The sequence below is a fragment of the Pseudomonas sp. S150 genome (assembly GCF_004526365.1).
Taxonomy (GTDB): domain Bacteria; phylum Pseudomonadota; class Gammaproteobacteria; order Pseudomonadales; family Pseudomonadaceae; genus Aquipseudomonas; species Aquipseudomonas putida_A.
Map to the genome: position 1 here is coordinate 1,448,038 of NZ_CP038207.1, position 21,527 is coordinate 1,469,564.

The window sequence follows — 21,527 nt, forward strand, 5'->3', positions numbered from 1 at the left end:
GCGCCGGGGGCCGATCACGGCATACTGGGCGCCAACACAGTCGGCGTTGAAGGAATCGGTATGCAGTTGGATCCCGCTAGCGGGTGGTGTCACGGGGTACAGGTCTGCCCATCGCCCAACTTCAATGAACGCCCTGCGGGCGAAATCTCCCTGTTGGTGATCCACAACATCAGCCTGCCGCCGGCGCAGTTTGCCACCGGCAAGGTGCAGGAATTTTTCCAGAATCGTCTGGATGTCACCGAGCATCCCTATTTTGCAGGGATTGCCGACCTGCGCGTCTCGGCGCATTTTCTGATCGAACGTGACGGCAGCGTCACCCAGTTTGTCTCCTGTCTTGAGCGGGCGTGGCATGCTGGCGTGTCGATGTTTGAAGGCCGGGAAACCTGTAACGATTTTTCCGTGGGCATCGAGCTCGAAGGCACTGATGATCTGCCCTTTACCGATGCGCAGTATCAGGCCCTGATCACGTTGACGCGTCAGCTGCAAACAGCATTTCCGGCTATCACCGGCGCCCGTATCTGCGGGCACAGCGACATCGCACCCGGGCGCAAGACCGATCCTGGCCCGGCATTCGACTGGGCGCGTTACCGCGCAGCCCTGGCACAAGAGGAAGGACAATGAGTTTTCTGGTGTTACTGCTGGCGGTCTGGATCGAGAAATTCTCGGCCCTGCGCCATCGGGTTCAACGCGATGGCGGATGGATCCGCGAACTGCACAAACTCGAAACCAGCGCGCGCCTGGCCCAGCGACCATGGCTGGTGCTGACGATTCTGGTGTTGCTGCCGGTGGCGCTGCTCGGCCTGTTGCTGCTGGTGCTGGAGCCCGTGGCGTACGGTTTGCTGGCCTTGCCGGTGCATTTGCTGGTGGTGATTTACGCCTTGGGCCGCGGTGATTTGCTCGGCGGTCTCGGGCCGTTTCGTGACGCATGGCGTCGCGAAGACCTCCAAGCCGCCGCGCATGTGGCCAAGCGTGATCTGGATATCTGTGCCGACAGTGGTGAGCAATTGCTGGATCGGGTCCAAGGGCACCTGTTGTGGCAGGCCTATCAAAGTTTCTTCGCGGTGATCTTCTGGTACTTCGTGCTCGGTCCGGTCGCGGCGCTGGCTTATCGCTTGCTCGCATTGGCGGAAGAACACAGCCAGAACCCGGCGCTCGCCGAACGTGCCGGACAGTTACGTCACGCCTTTGACTGGTTGCCAGTGCGCTTGCTCGCCGCCAGTCTGGCTCTGGTCGGCAATTTCGTCGCGGTCAGCCGGGTGATGTTGCATGAGCTGCTGAACTGGAACATCAGCGCCGCGCAGCTGATCAACAAGGTCGGGCTGGCAGCGGGTGAGATCCCGCCGCCGGTGGTCGGGCCTGAAGGCATCAACACCCTCGACTGCCTCTGGGAACTGCTGCTGCGTGCGGCGGTGCTGTGGTATGCCGGGTTTGCCTTGTGGACAGTCTTGATCCACTGATACTCGCCCGTGAAATTCATTGTGGTGAGGGGATTTATCCCCGATGGGGCGCGCAGCGGCCCCAATATCTTAATGGGGCTGCTGCGCAGCCCATCGGGGATAAATCCCCTCGCCACAGGTCAGTGACCGGCGCAGCGTAGTCGTTAACCTTAAGTTACAAAACCTCTCCCCGATTTGAGCTATACAGAGACAGCGCCCGATAGTGGCTATCTGCTGTCGCCCCGCGCCTGCCAATAAAAACAAAAAAAGCCAAGGGAGACTTCCAGTGAAGAGCTTGCTCTATCCCGCCGTCTCGCTGATGAACCGTCTGAGCTTCGGCATGAAGTTCAGCTTGATCAGCGTGCTGTTCCTGGTGCCGATGCTGGTGACCAATTTTTATCTGGTGCGCGATTCCTATCGCGAATTCCAGGGCACCCGGGTCGAATTGCAGAGCCTCGATCTGCTGGGCAGCAGCCTGAGCCTGCGCCGGGATCTGGAAACGCTGAACAATCTGGTGCAGATCAACGTCACCCTCGGCCAGTCCGGCAAAGCCGACAACCTCGAAGCGCAGATCAGCAGCCTGGAGCAATCCGTGCTGGCGCGCCTGCAAGGTTTGCAGGCGATGACCGACGATCCCGAGCAGATCAAACTGTTCGACGGCAAACGCGATGAAATGATCAGCGCGTTCAAGGCTCAACAGGCGGAAAGCTCCCTGCAAAGCAAAAGCGCGATGATCGGCAAACTGCTCGGCAATGCGCAGATCTTCAGCCAGATCGTCACCAGTCAGGCCGGTCTGAGCCGCGACAACCAGAGCGACATCCGCCAGCTCAGCGAGCTGCTCACCAACATCACTCCGGCCGTGACCCAGACGCTTGGCGAAGGTCGGGCCATCGGTTCGTATTCGTTGGGGCAGGGCTTTCTCAACAGTTCGTCGAGCAGCCGTTTCGACGAGTTGCTGGCGCAGATCGAAAAGCTCCAGGCTGAATACGCGTTGAAACTGCAGGACGCCCTCGACTCCAGCCAGGCCGCGCGCGCCAGTCTCAGCGCGCCGGCCGACAGCAGCAAGGCTTCGCTCAAACAGGCCAGTGAACTGTTTGAGGCGAAAGTCGTGGTGGCCGAGACCCTCGATACCCCGTGGCAGGCGTTCTACGATCAGGTCACCGGGCTGATGGCGCAGACCTACCAGCTCAATGACGCGACCCTGAAATTTCTCGATACCCAACTGCAGCAGCGCCTGGCGCAAAACCGCACGCACATGGTGTTGCAGGCGGTGGCGCTGGCGGTGGTGTTCGTGCTGATTTTCTATCTCTACGGCGGGTTCTACGCCTCGACCCGCACCACGCTCAAGCGCCTGGGCGCGATGATGGACAAGGTCGCGGCCGGTGACATGACGGTCAACTTCAAGGCCAACAGCCGCGATGAACTCGGCGAGCTGGGTGAGGTGTTCAACGGCACCGTGAGGAAAATCCATGACCTGATCGAGCGAGTCGGGCAGACCGTGGCTGAGGTTGAACGCCAGGCCGGGCAGGTGGAAACTGTTTCCGCGCAAAGCAATCAGGCGGTGGCCGGGCAGCGCACGCAGATCGAGCAAGTGGCGACCGCGATGAACCAGATGTCGGCGACCTCGCTGGAAGTTGCACGCAGCGCAGCGGCAGCGGTGAGCAGCGCGCACAGCGTCAACGATGAAACCGTTAGCGGTCGCACACTGGTGGAGTCGCAGCAGGGCAGCATTGCTGCGCTGGCCAGTGAGATCGATCAATCGGTGCTGGTGATCAACCAGTTGGCCAGCGACAGCCAGTCGATCAGCCGCGTGCTGGAAGTGATCAAGAGCATTGCCGAGCAGACCAACTTGCTGGCGCTCAACGCCGCCATCGAAGCCGCCCGGGCCGGAGAGCAGGGCCGGGGATTTGCGGTGGTGGCGGACGAAGTGCGTACGTTGGCCAAGCGCACCCAGCAATCGACCGAAGAAATCGAACAGATGATCGCCAAGCTGCATGGCGGCGTCGGCGCGGCGGTGAAAGCCATGGGCGTCAGCCATCAGATGGCCAACGGCACGGTCGGGCAGTCGGAAAAGGTCCAGCAGGCGCTGGAAAACATCCTCGGCGCGGTAGGCATGATCGTCGATCAGAACCAGCAGATCGCCGCCGCCGTGGAGCAGCAAACCGCCGTGGCCCATGACATCGACCAGAATATCGTCGAGATCAACCGCGCTGGCGAGCGCACGGCCCAAGGGGCGCACCAGACGGAGGACGCCAGCCGGGCACTGTCAGCGCAGGTAGTGGAGCTGAAACAACTGATCAGCGCGTTCCGCGTCTAAGTCCTGACGCAGCGGAAGATCCTGTAGCGAGGGGATTCATCCCCGATGGGACGCATAGCGTCCTCCCAAGCCTGTAAGGGATCAGGGACCGCTGCGCAGTCCATCGGGGATGAATCCCCTCACCACAGGGCTGGAGCAGGGCAGATGTCAGAACATTTTGTAATGCTTTGATGCTTACGCTTGTAAGCCAATTCCTGTTTTCTTCCGGCGGCTGGCTTTTCGTCATTATTGAGCCAGTATCCCTGATCAGTTAGTTGCGCTGAGGAGGCCGCGAATGTCCGTTGTAACCCTGGGAGTTCAGGGCCGTTGTGCTCATTGCCAGACCACGCAGGTGCTCAAACCCTGGCAACTCAATGCCATCGCAATCAATGAACCGTTTACCTGCAATCACTGCCAGAAAACCCTGAAGTTGCGCTGTCCGGTGCAGATCAAACGCTTCAAATCTCTCGACTCTCTCGGATTGCTGCGCTTCAGCGCGTCAGTCACGGTGTGCACCGCGCTGCTGGTGGCGTTGGTCATGGAATGGATCGGGCTGCTCAACGTGACGGAACAGTTGAATGCATCACTGATCGTGCTTTTCGTGTACTTCGCGCTGCTGCGTTTTGTTCATCATCGCCAGCACATGACCCTGATCCTCGAGGCGGCCAAGGCCCACGGCGACTGATTACCAGCCGAACACTTCGCAGCTGTTGGCGGTGCTGGCGGCAGCCAGTCGTTCTGCACTGACATTCATCAACTCGGCCAGTGCCGCACAGATCGCCGGCAAGTGCGCGGGGGTGTTGCGTACTCCGGGAAACATCGCCGGCGCCATGTCCGGGGAGTCGGTTTCCAGCACGATCGAATCGAGCGGCAGATCCGCCAGTACCCGATGCATGCGCAACGCCTGCGGCCAGGTCGGTGCTCCGCCCAGACCCAGTTTGAAACCGAGCTTGACGTATTCGCGTGCTTCTTCGCGGCTGCCGGCGAACGCGTGGATGATGCCCGCGCGCTTGAGCTTAAAGCGCTTGAGCGTGGCGATCACCGCGGCGTGGCTGCGGCGCACGTGGATCAGCGCCGGCAGTTCGAAATCTGCCGCCAGTTGCAGCTGCGCGTCGAACAGCGCCTGCTGGCGTTCGCGGTCGAGGGTTTCGATGAAGTAATCCAGGCCGATCTCGCCCACCGCACACAGTTGCCGATGGCCGCGTAGCCGCGTCAGCCAGTCGCCGAGTGCGCGTAGATCTTCGGGTTGATGCTGATCGAGGTACACCGGATGCAAACCGAATGCCGCGTACAGGTCGGCATCGCTCTGCACCAGCTCCCACACCCGTTGCCAATTGCCCTGATAAACCCCCAGCACCACCATCCGCCGCACCCCGAGGGCGCGGCTTTCGGCGAGCAAGGCTGAGCGATCGGCGTCGAAGTCGGGGAAGTCGAGGTGGGTGTGGCTGTCGATCAGCTCCACGGTTCAGTCCCGATGAATACGCTGCTTGAAGGTACGGGCGATGGCCTGCACGCCAGGCTTGTATTGCGATTGCTCGACGGCGGCCAGCGCCAGTTCCAGCGCCTTGTCGGCGATCAACTGGTGCTGCTGGGCCATGGCGTTGACCGGCAGCGGCAGAAAGTCCAGCAACTGCGTGTCACCGAAGGTGCCCAGGCGCAGCGGGCGGGATTTGAGCGGGAAATCATGCAGCGCATCGAACACGCCCTGCAACAGCACGTAGGACGTGGTCACCAGCGCATCCGGCAAATGCCCCAGACGTTGCAGGAGTTCTTCCATCAATTGCTTGCCGCATTCGCGGCTGAAGGACTCGGCGTGCTCGATCAGCACTTCGCCTTTAAAGTCGGCCAGTGCCTGCTTGAAGCCGGCCGCACGTTCCTGACTGATGCTCAGCTCCGGACGCGCGCCGAGCAGCACGATCTGTTTCGGCTGCGGATCGAGCAGGCTCTGGGTCAGGTGCAGGCTGGCTTCGCGGTCATCACTGATCACCGAGCAGAAGTGCTCGGGTTCCATGACCCGGTCGATGGCGATGATCGGCAAGCCCTTGGCCTGCAGTTGGCGATAGCTGTCGTCACCGGCCGGCAGGCAACTGGCGACGATCAGCGCATCGCAACGGCGCGCCTTGAACAGTTGCAGCAACTGGCGCTCGCTGTCCGGCGCATCGTCGGAGCTGGCAATCAGCAACTGATAGCCACGCGCCCGCGCGCCTTGCTCCAGCAGTTTGGCGATCCGCGCGTAACTGGGGTTTTCCAGATCCGGCAGAATAAAACCCAACGTGCGGGTGTGCCGACTGCGCAACCCGGCCGCTTGCGGGTTGGGGGTGAAGCCGTGCTGTTCGACGACCGCACGCACCCGCTCGACCGTGGCGTTGCTGATGCGTTGCTGTTCGGCCTTGCCGTTGATGACGTAGCTGGCGGTGGTCACGGACACTCCGGCCAACCGCGCGATATCACTGAGTTTCAACCCGGGATTTCCTTGTTTTTTCGAGCTTGCCGCCACATTTTCGCCAATCCTACCCGATTCGGGCAGACGACTATTGTCGCAGCGCATCCGACAAGTTGGACTTCAAGGATGAGACATTATCGAGTAACGTGCCGATCAATCTAGATTAAACGTTTCAGCAAGCGTATTTTCTACGTTTTAGACGCCTTTGGCCGGTTCTGCCGTGAAACCGCCAAAACTGCCGCTGAAAAGCAGGCTGACCAGCGCCTAAGCTGTGACCATTCAAAACAATATCCTGGCGCATCCATGTGCCAAAAAGGAGATCGCATGCTCGAGCTCACTATAGAGCAGATATCCATGGGCCAATCGGCTGTGGATAAACCCGCCGCCCTGCAATTGCTTGCCCATCATCTGGTGGCCGATGGCCTGGTCGCCGATGGCTACCTCGCTGGATTGCAGGCCCGGGAAGCCCAGGGCTCGACCTTTCTCGGCCAGGGTATCGCCATCCCCCACGGCACCCCGGAGACCCGCGATCAGGTGTTCGCCACCGGCGTGCGGCTGATGCAGTTTCCCGGGGGCGTGGATTGGGGCGACGGCCAGATCGTTTATCTGGCGATCGGCATCGCCGCCAAATCCGACGAACACCTGCGCCTGCTGCAACTGCTGACCCGCGCCCTCGGCGAGACCGATCTGGGTCAGGCCCTGCGTCGCGCCAGCTCGCCGGAAGCGCTGCTGAAACTGCTGCAAGGCGCGCCGCAGGAGTTGGCGCTGGATGCGCAGATGATCGGCCTCGGCGTGTCGGCTGACGATTTCGAAGAACTGGTCTGGCGTGGCGCACGACTGCTGCGGCAGGCCGATTGCGTGAGCAACGGTTTTGCCGGTGTGTTGCAGCAGGTCGAGGCGCTGCCGCTGGGCGATGGCCTGTGGTGGCTGCACAGCGAGCAAACTGTGAAGCGCCCGGGCCTGGCGTTTGTCACCCCGGACAAACCGATGCGTTATCTCGGCCAGCCGCTCAGCGGTCTGTTCTGTCTGGCCAGTCTGGGTGAGGCGCATCAGGCGCTGCTCGAACGTCTGTGCGCGCTGCTCATCGAAGGGCGCGGCCATGAATTGGGCCGGGCCACCAGCAGCCGCAAAGTCCTCGAAGTGCTCGGCGGCGAACTGCCCGCCGACTGGCCGAGCGCGCGTATTGCCCTGGCCAACGCCCACGGTCTGCATGCACGCCCTGCGAAGATCCTTGCGCAACTGGCGAAGAGTTTCGACGGTGAAATCCGCGTGCGCATCGTCGACAGCGCGGACAGTGCCGTGTCGGTAAAAAGCCTGAGCAAACTGCTGAGCCTCGGCGCCCGTCGTGGTCAGGTGCTGGAGTTGATCGCTGAACCGAGCATCGCTGCCGACGCCTTGCCTGCATTGCTGGCCGCTATCGAAGAAGGCCTCGGCGAAGAAGTCGAACCGCTGCCGGCCGTGAGCCAGCAACGCGAAGCCATCGCTGATATCGCCGAAGTGCTGATCGCCCCGGCGTCTGGCGCGCAATTGCAGGCGATCCCTGCTGCACCGGGCATCGCCATCGGGCCTGCGCACATTCAGGTGCAGCAGGCTATCGATTACCCGTTGCGCGGCGAGTCCGCGGCCGTCGAGCGCGAACGTCTCAAGCAAGCGCTGAGCGATGTGCGCAGTGACATTCAGGGCCTGATCGAACGCAGCAAGGCCAAGGCCATCCGCGAGATCTTTATCACCCACCAGGAAATGCTCGACGACCCGGAACTGACCGATGAAGTCGACACCCGCCTCAAGCAGGGCGAAAGCGCCGAAGCGGCGTGGATGGCGGTGATCGAAGCAGCGGCCAAACAACAGGAATCGCTGCAGGACGCGTTGCTCGCTGAGCGGGCGGCGGACCTCCGTGACATCGGTCGCCGGGTGCTGGCGCAACTTTGCGGCGTACAAACGCCGAACGAGCCCGAGCAGCCGTACATTCTGGTGATGGATGAAGTCGGCCCGTCCGATGTGGCGCGGCTCGATCCGGCGCGAGTAGCGGGGATTCTCACCGCTCGCGGCGGCGCCACGGCGCACAGTGCAATCGTCGCCCGTGCTCTCGGAATTCCTGCGCTAGTTGGTGCGGGTGCAGCGGTGTTGCTGCTGGCACCGGGCACGCCGTTGCTGCTCGACGGCCAGCGCGGTCGCCTGCACGTCGACGCCGATGCCGCAACCCTGCAACGCGCCGCCGAAGAACGCGACACCCGCGAGCAGCGCCTCAAGGCTGCCGCCGAGCAACGCCATCAACCTGCGCACACCACTGACGGTCACGCTGTGGAAGTGTTCGCCAACATCGGTGAAAGCGCCGGTGTCACCGCCGCAGTGGAGCAGGGTGCCGAGGGCATCGGCCTGCTACGCACCGAACTGATTTTCATGGCTCACCCGCAAGCGCCAGACGAAGCCACTCAAGAGGCCGAATACCGTCGCGTTCTCGACGGCCTCGCCGGGCGGCCGCTGGTGGTGCGCACCCTTGATGTCGGCGGTGACAAACCGCTGCCTTATTGGCCGATCGCCAAGGAGGAAAACCCGTTCCTCGGCGTGCGCGGCATTCGCCTGACCTTGCAGCGTCCGCAGGTCATGGAAGCGCAGCTGCGCGCCTTGCTGCGTTCGGCGGACAACCGTCCGCTGCGGATCATGTTCCCGATGGTCGGCAGCGTTGAAGAGTGGCGTCAGGCCCGCGACATGACCGAGCGTCTGCGCCTGGAAATCCCGGTCGCGGACTTGCAACTGGGGATCATGATCGAAGTACCGTCCGCTGCATTGCTGGCGCCGGTATTGGCCAAGGAAGTCGACTTCTTCAGCGTCGGTACCAACGACCTGACGCAATACACCCTGGCCATCGACCGTGGTCACCCGACGCTTTCGGCCCAGGCTGACGGCCTGCACCCGGCGGTGCTGCAACTGATCGACATCACCGTGCGCGCCGCGCATACCCATGGCAAATGGGTCGGCGTGTGCGGCGAGCTGGCGGCAGATCCGCTGGCGGTGCCGGTGCTGGTCGGCCTCGGTGTCGATGAGCTGAGCGTGTCCGGTCGCAGCATCGCCGAGGTCAAGGCGCGCATCCGCGAACTCAGCCTGAACCAGGCGCAAACCCTTGCTCAACAAGCCCTCACCGTGGGCAGCGCGAACGAAGTGCGTGCATTAGTGGAGGCCCTGTAATGGCCAAGATTCTCACCCTGACCCTCAACCCGGCGCTGGACCTCACGGTTGAGCTGCCACGCCTGGAGGCCGGTCAGGTCAACCGCAGCGACGAGATGCACACCCATGCCGCCGGCAAGGGCGTGAACGTCGCCCAGGTACTCGCAGACCTCGGGCATCAACTGACGGTCAGCGGCTTTCTCGGCGAAGACAATCTGCAAGCCTTCGAAACCCTGTTCGCCAAGCGCGGCTTTGTCGATGCGTTCATTCGCGTGCCGGGGGAGACGCGCAGCAACATCAAGGTCGCCGAGCACGACGGGCGCATCACCGACATCAACGGCCCGGGGCCGGTGGTCGACGCGACGGCGCAGCAGGCGTTGCTTGAGCGTCTGCTGCAGATCGCTCCGGGGCATGACGCGGTGGTGGTCGCCGGCAGTCTGCCGCGCGGTGTCAGCCCGCAGTGGTTACGCGAGTTGATCGAACGCCTGAACGGCCTCGGCCTGAAAGTCGCCCTCGACAGCAGTGGCGAAGCTTTGCGCGCGGCCATTGAAGGGCGTCCGTGGCTGATCAAGCCGAATACTGAAGAACTCGCCGATGCGCTCGATTGCGATGTGGTTTCGCACGCCGCCGAAGCTCAGGCTGCGGCGTGCCTGCACGCCAAGGGTATCGAGCACGTAGTGATCTCCCACGGTGCCGACGGTGTGAACTGGTTCAGCGTCGGCTCGGCGCTGCATGCCACGCCGCCCAAGGTTACGGTCGCCAGCACAGTGGGTGCCGGTGACTCGTTGCTGGCCGGCATGCTCCACGGTCTGCTCAGTGCCGATACGCCCGAGCAGACCCTGCGCACGGCCACGGCGATTGCCGCGATGGCGGTGACGCAGATCGGTTTCGGCATCAACGATGCGGCGCAACTGGCGCAGCTCGAACAGGGCGTACGCGTGCGTCCCCTGACAGAACAATAAGAGGGTTTGTCATGAAATTAGCCATTGTCACGGCCTGCCCGAACGGCATGGTCACCAGTGTGCTGTGCGCCCGTCTGCTGGACGCGGCGGCCCAGCGTCAGGGCTGGAGCACCAGCGTTGAAGTGGTCGATGCGGCGCACCCGGAACGTGAATTGTCGGCTGCCACCATTGAAGCGGCGGAGTGGGTGTTGCTGGTTGCCACCGGTGACGTCGACATGCGCCGTTTCGTCGGCAAGCGCGTGTTCCGCATCGCCCCGGCGCAAGCGCTGCAGGATGTCGAAGCGGTGCTGCGCCGTGGTGCGCAAGAGGCCGAAGTTTACCTCGCCAGCGAAGCCGTCCCGGTTGCCGCTGCGCCACGTGCGCCACGCATCGTCGCCATCACTGCGTGCCCGACGGGTGTTGCCCACACCTTCATGGCGGCCGAGGCGTTGCAGCAGACGGCCAAGCGTCTGGGCTATGAACTGCACGTCGAAACCCAAGGCTCGGTCGGCGCGAAAACCCCGCTCAGCGCAACGGCGATTGCCGAGGCTGACGTGGTGTTGCTGGCGGCCGACATCGAAGTCGCCACCGAGCGTTTCGCCGGCAAGAAAATCTACCGTTGCGGCACCGGCATTGCCCTCAAGCAATCCGAAGCGACGCTGAAAAAAGCCCTCGCCGAAGCTCAGGTGGAGAGCGCTGCGAGCGACGGCAAGGCGCCGGCCAAGCAAGAGAAAACCGGCGTTTACAAACACCTGCTGACCGGTGTTTCGTTCATGCTGCCGATGGTGGTGGCCGGGGGTCTGATGATCGCCTTGTCGTTCGTCTTCGGCATCACCGCGTTCAAGGAAGAAGGCACGCTGGCGGCAGCGCTGATGCAGATCGGCGGCGAAACCGCGTTCAAGCTGATGGTGCCGCTGCTCGCCGGGTACATTGCCTACTCGATCGCCGACCGCCCGGGCCTGGCGCCGGGGATGATTGGTGGCTTGCTCGCCAGTACGCTGGGCGCCGGGTTCATCGGCGGGATCGTCGCTGGTTTCATCGCCGGTTATGCGGCCAAGTTGATCAGTCGTTATGTGGCGTTGCCGCAGAGCCTCGAAGCGCTGAAACCGATTCTGATCATCCCGTTGTTCGCCAGCCTGTTCACCGGGCTGGTGATGATCTACGTGGTCGGTAAACCGGTTGCCGGCATGCTTGCGGCGCTGACGCATTTTCTCGACAGCATGGGCACCACCAACGCGATTCTGCTCGGCGTGTTGCTCGGCGGCATGATGTGTGTCGACCTCGGCGGGCCGATCAACAAAGCCGCGTATGCCTTCTCGGTGGGGCTGCTGGCTTCGCAGAGTTATGCACCGATGGCCGCGACCATGGCCGCCGGCATGGTGCCGCCAATCGGGCTGGGCATTGCCACTTTCATTGCTCGCCGCAAGTTCGCCCAGACCGAGCGCGAGGCCGGTAAAGCGGCGCTGGTGCTGGGGCTGTGCTTCATCTCCGAAGGGGCGATTCCGTTTGCCGCCAAAGACCCGCTGCGGGTGATTCCGGCGAGCATCGCCGGTGGTGCGTTGACTGGCGCGTTGTCGATGTACTTCGGCTGCAAACTGATGGCGCCGCACGGTGGCTTGTTTGTGCTGGCGATCCCCAATGCGATCAATCATGCGTTGCTGTATCTGCTGGCGATTGTCGCGGGAAGTCTGTTGACGGCCGTTGTCTATGCGACGGTCAAGCGTCCGGAAGCCGTTGAGTTGGCGCTGGAACCGGCGAAGGCTTAACTGGCTCCACAGAACCCTGTGGGAGCGAGCTTGCTCGCGAAAGCGGTGTGTCAGCGAATAAGATTTCGACTGATAGGACGCATTCGCGAGCAAGCTCGCTCCCACATGGGTTGTGTGGTGTGTCTGGTGTCATTTCCGGGTCATGTGAGCGTGCTTAAGTTTTCCTTTTTTCAGGGAGAACACGCATGAGCGATTTCAATCCGGGGCGTCGGCGGGTCATGCAGGTGGTCGGTGCCGGGCTGCTGATGCCGGGGCTGGCGCCGGCGGTCATCGCGTCGGTCAAGGATCGGCCGCAACTCACCGACGGCGTGCAGTCCGGCGACTTGCAAGGCGACCGCGCGATGATCTGGAGCCGCAGCGATCGCCCGGCACGGATGGTGGTCGAGTGGGACACCCGTAGCCAGTTTCGCCACCCGCGCCGTGTAGTCTCGCCACTGGCCGATGCGCGCACCGACTTCACCGCCCGCGTCGAACTCACCGGGCTGCCCCCTGATCAGGCGATTTTCTACCGGGTGTATTTCAAGGACGCACAATCCGGCGTCGCCAGCGAGCCGTGGCTCGGCCATTTGCGCAGCGCTCCGAAGGCGCGGCGCAATATTCGTTTCGTCTGGAGTGGCGACACGGTCGGCCAGGGTTTCGGCATCAACCCGGACATCGGCGGCATGCGCATCTACGAATCCATGCGTCTGCGCCTGCCGGACTTCTTTATCCACAGCGGCGACACCATCTACGCCGACGGCCCGGTGCCGGCACAACTGACCACCGAAGGTGGACGTATCTGGCGCAACCTCACCACCGAGGCCAAGAGCAAAGTCGCGCAGACCCTTGACGATTATCGCGGCAATTATCGCTACAACCTGATGGACGAAAACATCCGCCGTTTCAACGCCGAAGTCCCGCAGATCTGGCAGTGGGACGACCACGAAGTGGTCAACAACTGGTCGCCGGGCAAGCAGCTCGACGAGCGTTATCAGGAAAAAGATATCCACACCCTGGTCGGCCGCGCGCGCAAGGCCTGGCTGGAATATTCGCCGATGCGTTTGCAGGCGGCCGACGGCGGCGGGCGAATTTATCGCAAGCTCAGCTACGGGCCGATGCTCGATGTGTTCGTGCTCGACATGCGCAGTTATCGCGGGGCCAACGACGACAACCTCGGCGCGGCGAAACCGTTTTTGGGGCGCGAGCAACTGGACTGGCTCAAGCGTGGCTTGAAGCACTCCAAGGCGCAGTGGAAGGTGATCGCCGCCGACATGCCGATCGGCCTCGGCGTGCCCGACGGTGAAGTCAGCCCGGGTGTGGCGCGCTGGGAGGCCGTGGCCAACGGTGATCCGGGCCCGGCGCAGGGACGCGAGCTGGAAGTCGCCGAGTTGCTCGGTTTTCTGCGGGCGCAACAGGTACGCAATTTTGTGTTTCTGACCGCGGACGTGCATTACTGCGCGGCGCATCACTACCACCCGGATCGCGCGGCGTTTCAGGATTTCGAACCGTTCTGGGAGTTTGTCGCCGGGCCGCTGAATGCCGGGAGTTTCGGTCCTAATCCGCTGGACAGGACCTTCGGCCCGGAAGTGGTGTTCCAGAAGGCCCCACCCACGCAGAACGCTTCACCGTTTGCCGGCTTTCAGTTCTTTGGCGAGGTGAACATCGAAGGGCAGAGCGGGGAGATGAGTGTGGTGTTGCGGGATTTGAATGGGGTAGCGGTTTTCGAGCAGAAATTGCAGCCAGTTTGAAGATCAAAAACAACCCTCACCCCGGCCCTCCCGAAATGTCGGACCGCTTGGAGGGTGAGGGTGTTTTTCGATTCGCGGCAATTCTTGTGATTTGCTCCAGTACATCATCCATCTGCTGCATTACTTCGAGATTACTGAATCGCACAACTTCAATGCCCTGACGTTCCAGGAAAAGCGTCCGACGTTGATCGTGGATCAAGCCCGCTATTTCATAGTGTTGACCCCCATCCAGCTCAATCGCCAGTTTCAGCTCTACGCAGTAAAAATCCAGGACATAGGGCGGACATGGAAACTGCCTGCGGAATTTCAGATTGGCGACTTGGCGTGAACGAAGTTTTTGCCAGAGTAATTGTTCGCAATCGGTTTGGCTGCTGCGTAACTGGCGGGCGAACTGAGCGAGAGTGAGGCGATTTTGCATGCTTCACGATCCTTGTGAAGTGGCTGGAAATCTCACTGTAGACGAGGACCCTCACCCCAGCCCTCTCCCGGAGGGAGAGGGAGCCTACGGAGTTGTATCGAGTTGTACATCGACCTGAAAGACCGAGTCGATTACGGATTCGGTGAATCACCTTCATAGCGGCGTAATTCGGCATCCCCAATCAGCGCCCCTCTTTTTCGGGGAGAGGGAGCCTACGGAGTTGCATCGAGTTGTACATCGACCTGAAAGACCGAGTCGATTATGGATTCGGTGAATCACCTTCATAGCGGCGTAATTCGGCATCCCCAATCAGCCCCTCTCTTTTTCGGGGAGAGGGAGCCTACGGAGTTGTATCGAGTTGTACATCGACCTGAAAGACCGAGTCGATTATGGATTCGGTACATCACCTTCAGGTCGGCGTATTTATCCGGCATCCCCCAATCAGTCCCCTCTCCCTCCGGGAGAGGGTTAGGGTGAGGGGCTCTTTGGCTGAGTCAGTACACGTCGCGGCGGTAGCGGCCCTGTTCGATCAGACGTTCGACTTCGGTGGTACCGAGGATGTCGTTGAGTGCCTGATCGACGCCGGCGGCCATGCCCTGCAGGCTGCCGCAGATGTAGATCACCGCACCGTCAGTCAGCCATTTCTTCAGTTCGTCAGCGGATTCGCGCAGACGATCCTGCACGTAAATCTTTTGCGCCTGATCCCGCGAAAACGCCAGGTCCAGCCGTGCCAGATCGCCATTGATCAACCACTCTTCCAGCTCTGCACGGCAAAGGAAATCGTGCTGACGATTGCGCTCGCCGAACAGCAGCCAGTGACGCTGCTGACCGTCGGCGATGCGTGCTTTGAGCAGACTGCGCAGCCCGGCCAGCCCCGTGCCGTTGCCCAGCAGAATCATCGGCACCGGTTGGTTCGGCAAGTGGAAGCCACTGTTGCGCCGCACGCGCAGGCTGATGCTGCCGCCCACGGGCGCATGTTCGGTCAGCCAGCCGGAGCCGATGCCGAGGCTGCCGTCGCTGTGTTGTTCCTGACGCACGATCAGTTCCAGCACGCCGTCGGCGGCAATCGAGGCAATCGAGTATTCGCGCATGGCCAGCGGCACCATCGCATCCACCAGCGCTTGTGCATGCAGGCCGACCAGATGCGCGCGATGCTCGGGTAACTGGCGGCTGGCGAGGGCGACTTCCAGTGGCTCTTCGAGGCCGTTGATCTTCACCGTGGTTTCGCCACGAATGCCCAGGCCGTCGAGGAAGTGTTCGATGGCCCACGGGCAGTTGCGCGGCAGCACTTCCACCAGATCACCGGCCAGCCAGCTGCTGGTGCTCGGCGCCCTCAGGCCCAGCAGGTACACCGGCGCGCCGCTGCTGTCGGGGTTCATCAGTTCGCGGCTGACCAGCGTCCAGTTGTCGTAGCTCGGCGCTTGCCAGGTGTCGACCGGCGCTTGCCCGGTCAGCTGTCCGAGCTGGGTTTGCCAATGACGCAGGGCGTAGGGGTCGCCGCTGTCGACTTCGATCGGGGCGAACAGGGTCTTGCCGCCGTGCTCGCCCAGCCACTGATGCAGGCGTCGGGCGAAACCGCAGAAATTCTGGTACTGGCGGTCGCCGAGGCCCAGCACCGCATAGTTCAGGCCGTCGAAGCTTGCAGCGTTGCTCAGCACTTTGCGCTCGAAACCACGCGCGCTGTCCGGTGCTTCGCCGTCGCCGAAGGTGCTGACCACGAACAGAGCGTTATTCGATTCACGCAGATCCTGCGCGCTGACGTTCGCCAGCGGCTGCACCTTCACCGGCAACCCGGCGGCTTGCAATTGCCCGGCGGTCTGCCACGCCAGTTGCTCGGCAAAACCGCTCTGGCTGGCGAAACCCACCAGCCATGCCGGTGCATCACCGCTCGATGGCTGGAGACCTTTGCGCGCGTCCTGAATCTGCTTTTTCTTGCGCCGGCGGTCCAGATACAGCAGCCATCCGGTGATGAAAAACAGCGGCATGCACACGGCGGCGAGGGTGATGATGATTCGCCCGACCAGACCGAAATAGCTGCCGACGTGCAGCGCGTAAATGCTGGTCAACAGCTGCGCCTTGAAGCTCTTGTCAGCGTAGCGGTCGACACGTTTGACCACGCCGGTGGCCGGGTCGAGGGTGATCTGGTTCAGCGCGCGATCATGCGGCGAGCTGTCGAGCAGGTAGAACACGGTCGCCGGTTGCCCGGCCACTGGCGGCATGCGGATGTTGTAGGCCGACAGGCCCGGGCCGGCAGCGCTGTAGATGCTGCTCCACATCGCCGCATAGTCGGCGGTCGGTGCCGGACCTTCTGGCGCCGCGCCGCGACCGCCGCGCACGCGCTCGTTTTGCGGCGCGTCGGAAAGCAGTCTGGTCAGGCCCTTGTTGTACCACTCGTACGACCAGGACAACCCGGTCAACGCCAGCAGCAGATACACCAGCAGGCACCAGGTGCCGGCCACCGAGTGCAGATCCCAGTTGAAGCTGCGGCCCTTTTTCTTCCAGTCGAGGGTCAGCCACACGCGCCAGCTGTTCCACTGGCGTGGCCAGCGCAGGTACAGCCCGGAGAGGCAGAAGAACAGCAGGATCAGGGTGCAGGCGCCGGTGATGTTGCGCCCGGTGTCGCCCATGGCGAGAAAGCGGTGCAGTTGCAGCATCAGGCCGAAGAAGTCCTGACCCACGGCGTCGCCCATGAACTCGCCGGTGTACGGGTCGAAGTAGCGCATCTCGCCACGGCGTTCGCCTTTGGGCGGGGTGAAGTAGACGCGCGCGGCGTTGCCGCTGTCGGTCTCGACCCAGAGCATCCCGACTTTCTTGCCGGAGTTCGCTTCGATGTGTTCCACCAGTTCGACTGGAGGCAGGACGCCAGCGACCTGTTTTTCCACCTGCAACACCGACGGGTTCAGCGCCCGCAGGATTTCGTCCTGGAACGAATAGGCGGCACCGGTAATGCCCATCAGGGCCAGCACCAGCCCGGCAGTGATGCCGAAAAACCAGTGCAACTGGAACAGGGTTTTCTTCAACACGTTGCTCGCCTTGTCCGTTCGATAATTGTCATCACGGCGCGCATTATGCCGTGGGTTGTCGAGAGCTTCTTTGATTACGCACAAAGGCCCCGTTCAATCTAATGAACGGGGCCGGATCTGCTGATTGCATTAACTGTGGGAGGGGGCTTGCTCCCGAATGCGTCGTGTCAGTCGATATCTATTTCACTGACACATCGCCTTCGCGAGCAAGCCCGCTCCCACATTTAAAGCATCCATCAGAAGTGGAAGTTGGTGCTCAACAGCGCCGTACGGCCCGCCGCCTGGTTGGCGAAGTGGGTCGAGAAGGCTTTGTCGTAGTAGGTTTCGTTGGTCAGGTTCTGCACGTTGAGTTGCAGGTCGACGTTTTTGCTTAGCTTGTAGGCGGCCATCGCGTCGTAACGTACATAGGAATCGACCATCGTGGTGTTGGCCACGCTGCCGTAGACGTCGTCGACGTAGAACGCGCCGCCACCGAGGGTCAGCTTCGGTGTGACCTGATAAGTGGTCCACAGGCTGGCGCTGTTTTTCGGCGTGTTGGGCAACTCGTTACCGTTGTTGATTTTGTTGGCCGGCAGGTCACCGCCGTCCACCTGTTCGCTGTCCATGTAGGCGTAGCCGGCGAACACTTGCCACTTGTCAGTGATCTTGCCGCTGGCCGACAGCTCGATACCTTGCACGCGGGTCTTGCCGGCGTTCTCGTAGGAGGTGGTGTCGACTTGTACGCGAGCGTTTTCTTTCTCGGTGCTGAAGATGTCAGCGGTCAGCGACAGGCGATCGTTCAACAGATCCCACTTGGTGCCGAATTCGTAGTTCTTGGTGGTTTCCGGCTCCATGTCGCTCTTGAGCAGGTTGCCGTTGCGATCCGGGGTGCCGCCCAGCGGGTTGCCTTCCTGGCCTTCACCGAGGGTGTTGCCCGGTGGCGTCGCGGAGGTCGCGTAGGAGGCGTAGATGCTGCCGTTCGGTGCCGGTTTGTAGACCACGCCGAACTGACCGGTGACGAATTCGCTGGTGTCATCACCCTTGGAGGTGGTTGTGCCGGCGTTGTTGTAGGTCTTGTAGTCGGTGTCGAAGTGGTCGTAACGCAGGCCCATGTTCACCAGCCACTGCTCGGACAACTCCAGGGTGTCGAACGCATACAGCGCGTAAGTGTTGGCCTTGGTGTCGGTGCCGGCGTAGTTGCGCGAGATCGCGCCGTTCCACGGATCGTTCGGGTTCGGGTTCGACAGCGAGGTGCAGTTGTAGCCGCTCGATGCGCCAATCATCGACGGGGTGCAATTGGTGGTCGCGGCGCTGGTGCGCGGCGTGGTGTCAGTGTTGACGTTGTACGAGGACTTCTGGCCTTCCTCGCGGGTGTATTCGACACCGGTGGAGAAGCTGTTCTTGAAACCGGCGACGTAGAAATTGCCGAACAGATCAGTCTGGTTGGTGGTGGTCTCGGTGTTGCTGACCCGCGTGTTGGCACGGCGCCAGACGCTGCCATTGTTGACGTTGCCCTTGCTGTCGTCCGGCTGAGTCAGGATGTAATCCTGCATGCTGGTGCCGTGGCGCAGGGTGTTCTTGATGGTCAGCGAGTCGCTCAGGTCATGCTCGATGGCGAAGGTCGCGGTGTCGGTGCGGCCCTTGCGGAAGTCGCGATCCAGACCGTAGAAGTTGCTGTGATCACCACCGGCGTACGGCTTGTCCGGGTTGGACTTGGTGCGTGCCGCCGAACCACCGGCCGGGATGGTGTAAGGAATGCCCGAGTCCGGGGTGTCGTTGCTTTCCAGATGGTAGTAGTCGAGGTTGACGCGGGTGTCGGTACCCAGGCCAAACGCCAGGGACGGCGCGATACCCCAGCGATCGTAGTCGACCTTGTCGCGACCAGCGACATTGCTCTCGTGGCTCATCAGGTTCAGGCGGCCGGCAGCGGTGTCGCTGAACTGGTAGTTGCCGTCCAGGGTGTAACGCTGGGTCTGGTCGGAACCCCAGGTGAAACCACCATCAAACGAATTGCCCAGGTGCGCTTTCTTGCTCACCAGATTGATGCTGCCGCCGGCTGCGCCACGACCGCCGATGGCGGAGTTCGGGCCTTTGCTGACTTCAATGTTTTCTACGGCGAAGATTTCGCGACTCTGCGAACCGGTGTCGCGCACGCCGTCGAGGTAGGTGTCGCCCTGGGCGTCGAAACCACGAATGAACGGACGATCGCCCTGCGGGTTGCCGCCTTCACCGGCACCGAAGGTGATGCCCGGCACGGTGCGCAGCGCGTCCTGCATGTTCAGGGCGCCGGTGTCTTTCAGGACTTGTTGCGGAATGACGGTGACCGAGCGCGGCGTGTCGACCAGCGGCGCGGTGTACTTGGGCGAGGAGGCTTTTTCGACCTGGTAGGACGTCGAGTCCTGCGCTTCGCCGGTGATGGCGGTAGCGTCCAGAGCGATGGCATTGCCGGAAGCTTTGCTGTCGGTCTTTTCCGCGGCGAAGACCATGTGCCCAGCAGAGCCGGCGGTGATGGCGACACCAATGGCCGAAGCAAGCAAACGTGGTGAACTGACCGGCAATTGAACCTGTTGACGTGACATTTTTATTCCCCTCCCCAAGGATTTGAGGTCGCGGAATATAGGGTAAACAGGTATTCGTATCAATTGCGAAACATTGTTATTCGCGACGAATTTACATTCTTTACAATTTAACCTTACGGTTTTTGCCGATTCATCCGTCGTGCGGGTTTTACACGGCCAATAAGAATCAATACCATTGGCACCCCTTTACCATCAGGTACGATCGCCATGCTGCTGCACATCCCCGGCCTGTTCGCCAAAGCAGAAGTGCAGCGCATCCGCGAGGCGCTGGAGCAGGCGGATTGGGCCGATGGCAAGATCACCGCCGGCTATCAGTCGGCCAAGGCCAAGCACAATCTGCAACTGCCGGAAGGCCATCCACTGGCCAAAGAAATCGGCGCAGCGATGCTCGAACGGTTGTGGAAAAATCCGCTGTTCATGTCGGCCGCGCTGCCGCACAAAGTATTCCCGCCGTTACTCAACTGCTACACGGCGGGCGGTAGTTTCGACTTTCACATCGACAACGCCGTGCGTCAGCCCAAAGGCAGCATCGAGCGGGTGCGCACCGATCTGTCGGCCACACTGTTTTTCAGCGAACCCGAGGATTACGACGGCGGCGAGCTGGAGATCCAGGACACTTTCGGCACGCAACGGGTGAAACTGCCCGCCGGCGATATGGTGCTGTACCCCGGCACCAGCCTGCACAAGGTCAATGCCGTCACCCGCGGCGCGCGTTATGCGTCGTTCTTCTGGACGCAAAGTCTGGTGCGTGAAGACAGCCAGCGCGCTCTGCTGTTCGAGATGGACGGGGCGATCCAGCAGCTCACTCAAGACATGCCCGATCACCCGTCGCTGATCCGCCTCACCGGCACCTATCACAATCTGTTGCGGCGCTGGGTCGAGGTATGAGTTTTCAACTGCGACGCGAAGAAGTACTCGACGGCGCCCAGCTCAACGCCATGCTTGAACAAAGCCCGGCGCGTGCGGCGCAGGCGATTCTGCTCGCGGCCGGCCAGGGCATTGTTGAAGCGCAGGCGCTGCTCGGGCAGATCCTGCTCGATGGCCGTGGCATCGCTCAGGATCTGCCGCTGGCGCTACGCTGGTTTGGCATTGCCGCCGGGCAAGGGCATCTGATGGCGCGCAACATGCTGGGTCGTTGTCATGAGCATGGTTGGGGCTGTGTCGCCAATGCTGCGGTTGCCGCGCAGCATTACCGGGTCGCCGCAGATAATGGGCTGGACTGGGCGATGTACAACCTGGCCAATCTGCTCGCCACCGGGCGTGGATTGGCTGAGGATCAATTTCAGGCACTGGCCCTGTATCGAAGCGCCGCAGAAGCCGGCCACGCCAAATCGATGAACCTGCTGGGGCGTTATCTGGAAGAAGGGCTGGTCTGTCGGGCCGACCCGGTCGCCGCGCGCGACTGGTACCGACGCTCGGCCGAGGGCGGAGATTTTCGTGGGCAGTTCAGTTATGCCGCAGTGCTGGCTGATGCTGGATTGATCGAGGACGCACTGGGCTGGTTGCGCAAGGCACTGGCTACAGGGAACGTGAATTTTCTGCGGGTGAGCATGGGTTCATTATCGAGCGCCCGTCATCCGTCGATTCGCCAGATGGCCGATGCTTATCGGCAGCGGCTTGGGGAATTGCTCGTCGCTTGAGTCATTAAAAAGTCTTTCGGTTTGCCACTGGTTAGTTGGCTTTTCTGCTTCTTGTATTTAATTTTAATAGTTAATAACTTGGCGAATTAGTTGTATCTGCCTACTGTCGGGCTC

The 21,527-nt window shown here is 61.8% G+C and carries 15 protein-coding genes; 10 read left to right on the forward strand and 5 right to left on the reverse strand.

The window, feature by feature from the left end; genetic code table 11:
* The first annotated feature begins 60 nt into the window (after positions 1-60).
* From ampD to E3Z29_RS06600, 4 genes are all read left to right on the forward strand, one after another.
* On the forward strand, positions 61-621 hold the full coding sequence (gene ampD / locus E3Z29_RS06585; RefSeq protein ID WP_003221563.1) for a 1,6-anhydro-N-acetylmuramyl-L-alanine amidase AmpD: 561 nt from the start codon (positions 61-63) through the stop codon (positions 619-621).
* A complete protein-coding gene (gene ampE, locus E3Z29_RS06590) occupies positions 618-1,457 on the forward strand; it encodes a regulatory signaling modulator protein AmpE (RefSeq protein WP_134785411.1) in 840 nt (279 codons plus the stop codon). The genes ampD and ampE overlap by 4 nt, the downstream gene beginning before the upstream one ends.
* 1,591 nt (positions 1,458-3,048) lie before the next feature.
* On the forward strand, positions 3,049-3,753 hold the full coding sequence (locus tag E3Z29_RS29905; protein ID WP_372241219.1) for a methyl-accepting chemotaxis protein: 705 nt from the start codon (positions 3,049-3,051) through the stop codon (positions 3,751-3,753).
* A 274-nt stretch (positions 3,754-4,027) separates the two neighbouring features.
* A complete protein-coding gene (locus E3Z29_RS06600; RefSeq protein WP_134785413.1) occupies positions 4,028-4,417 on the forward strand; it encodes a hypothetical protein in 390 nt (129 codons plus the stop codon).
* Here the strand turns inward: E3Z29_RS06600 and E3Z29_RS06605 are convergent, their stop codons facing one another.
* Together E3Z29_RS06605 and cra are read right to left on the reverse strand one after the other, a co-directional pair.
* Positions 4,418-5,194 (reverse strand): TatD family hydrolase, encoded by a 777-nt coding sequence (locus E3Z29_RS06605; protein ID WP_134785414.1) that lies wholly within the window; start codon positions 5,192-5,194, stop codon positions 4,418-4,420.
* A 3-nt stretch (positions 5,195-5,197) separates the two neighbouring features.
* Complete coding sequence (cra, locus tag E3Z29_RS06610) at positions 5,198-6,193, reverse strand: catabolite repressor/activator (RefSeq protein ID WP_134785415.1); 996 nt, start codon at positions 6,191-6,193, stop codon at positions 5,198-5,200.
* 306 nt (positions 6,194-6,499) lie between these two features.
* On the opposite strand from cra, the gene ptsP reads away from it, so the two are divergent.
* The 4 genes from ptsP to E3Z29_RS06630 all read left to right on the forward strand — a co-directional run bounded on the left by ptsP (position 6,500) and on the right by E3Z29_RS06630 (position 13,774).
* On the forward strand, positions 6,500-9,361 hold the full coding sequence (gene ptsP / locus E3Z29_RS06615; protein WP_134785416.1) for a phosphoenolpyruvate--protein phosphotransferase: 2,862 nt from the start codon (positions 6,500-6,502) through the stop codon (positions 9,359-9,361).
* Positions 9,361-10,302, forward strand: coding sequence for a 1-phosphofructokinase (pfkB, locus tag E3Z29_RS06620; protein WP_134785417.1), 942 nt, complete (start codon positions 9,361-9,363; stop codon positions 10,300-10,302). Before ptsP ends, pfkB begins: the two co-directional genes overlap by 1 nt.
* Before the next feature lie 11 nt (positions 10,303-10,313).
* A complete protein-coding gene (locus tag E3Z29_RS06625) occupies positions 10,314-12,047 on the forward strand; it encodes a PTS fructose-like transporter subunit IIB (protein ID WP_134785418.1) in 1,734 nt (577 codons plus the stop codon).
* 185 nt (positions 12,048-12,232) lie between these two features.
* The gene (locus tag E3Z29_RS06630; RefSeq protein WP_134785419.1) at positions 12,233-13,774 is read left to right on the forward strand and encodes an alkaline phosphatase; all 1,542 of its coding nucleotides are present in this window, start codon (positions 12,233-12,235) and stop codon (positions 13,772-13,774) included.
* Between the two features lie 16 nt (positions 13,775-13,790).
* On the opposite strand, the gene E3Z29_RS06635 is transcribed toward E3Z29_RS06630, so the two are convergent.
* The 3 genes from E3Z29_RS06635 to E3Z29_RS06645 form a co-directional block, all read right to left on the reverse strand.
* Positions 13,791-14,192, reverse strand: coding sequence for an endonuclease domain-containing protein (locus E3Z29_RS06635; protein WP_003221578.1), 402 nt, complete (start codon positions 14,190-14,192; stop codon positions 13,791-13,793).
* 494 nt (positions 14,193-14,686) lie between these two features.
* Positions 14,687-17,215, reverse strand: a complete 2,529-nt coding sequence (locus E3Z29_RS06640; protein WP_134785420.1) for a sulfite reductase flavoprotein subunit alpha — start codon at positions 17,213-17,215, stop codon at positions 14,687-14,689.
* A 236-nt stretch (positions 17,216-17,451) separates the two neighbouring features.
* A complete protein-coding gene (locus E3Z29_RS06645; protein WP_134785421.1) occupies positions 17,452-19,773 on the reverse strand; it encodes a TonB-dependent siderophore receptor in 2,322 nt (773 codons plus the stop codon).
* Positions 19,774-19,980: 207 nt separating this feature from the next.
* On the opposite strand from E3Z29_RS06645, the gene E3Z29_RS06650 reads away from it, so the two are divergent.
* Together E3Z29_RS06650 and E3Z29_RS06655 are read left to right on the forward strand one after the other, a co-directional pair.
* Positions 19,981-20,661 (forward strand): Fe2+-dependent dioxygenase, encoded by a 681-nt coding sequence (locus E3Z29_RS06650; RefSeq protein WP_027610799.1) that lies wholly within the window; start codon positions 19,981-19,983, stop codon positions 20,659-20,661.
* Entirely contained in the window at positions 20,658-21,413 is a 756-nt protein-coding gene (locus E3Z29_RS06655) for a tetratricopeptide repeat protein (RefSeq protein WP_134785422.1), read from the forward strand. The genes E3Z29_RS06650 and E3Z29_RS06655 overlap by 4 nt, the downstream gene beginning before the upstream one ends.
* The last annotated feature ends 114 nt before the right edge of the window (positions 21,414-21,527 follow it).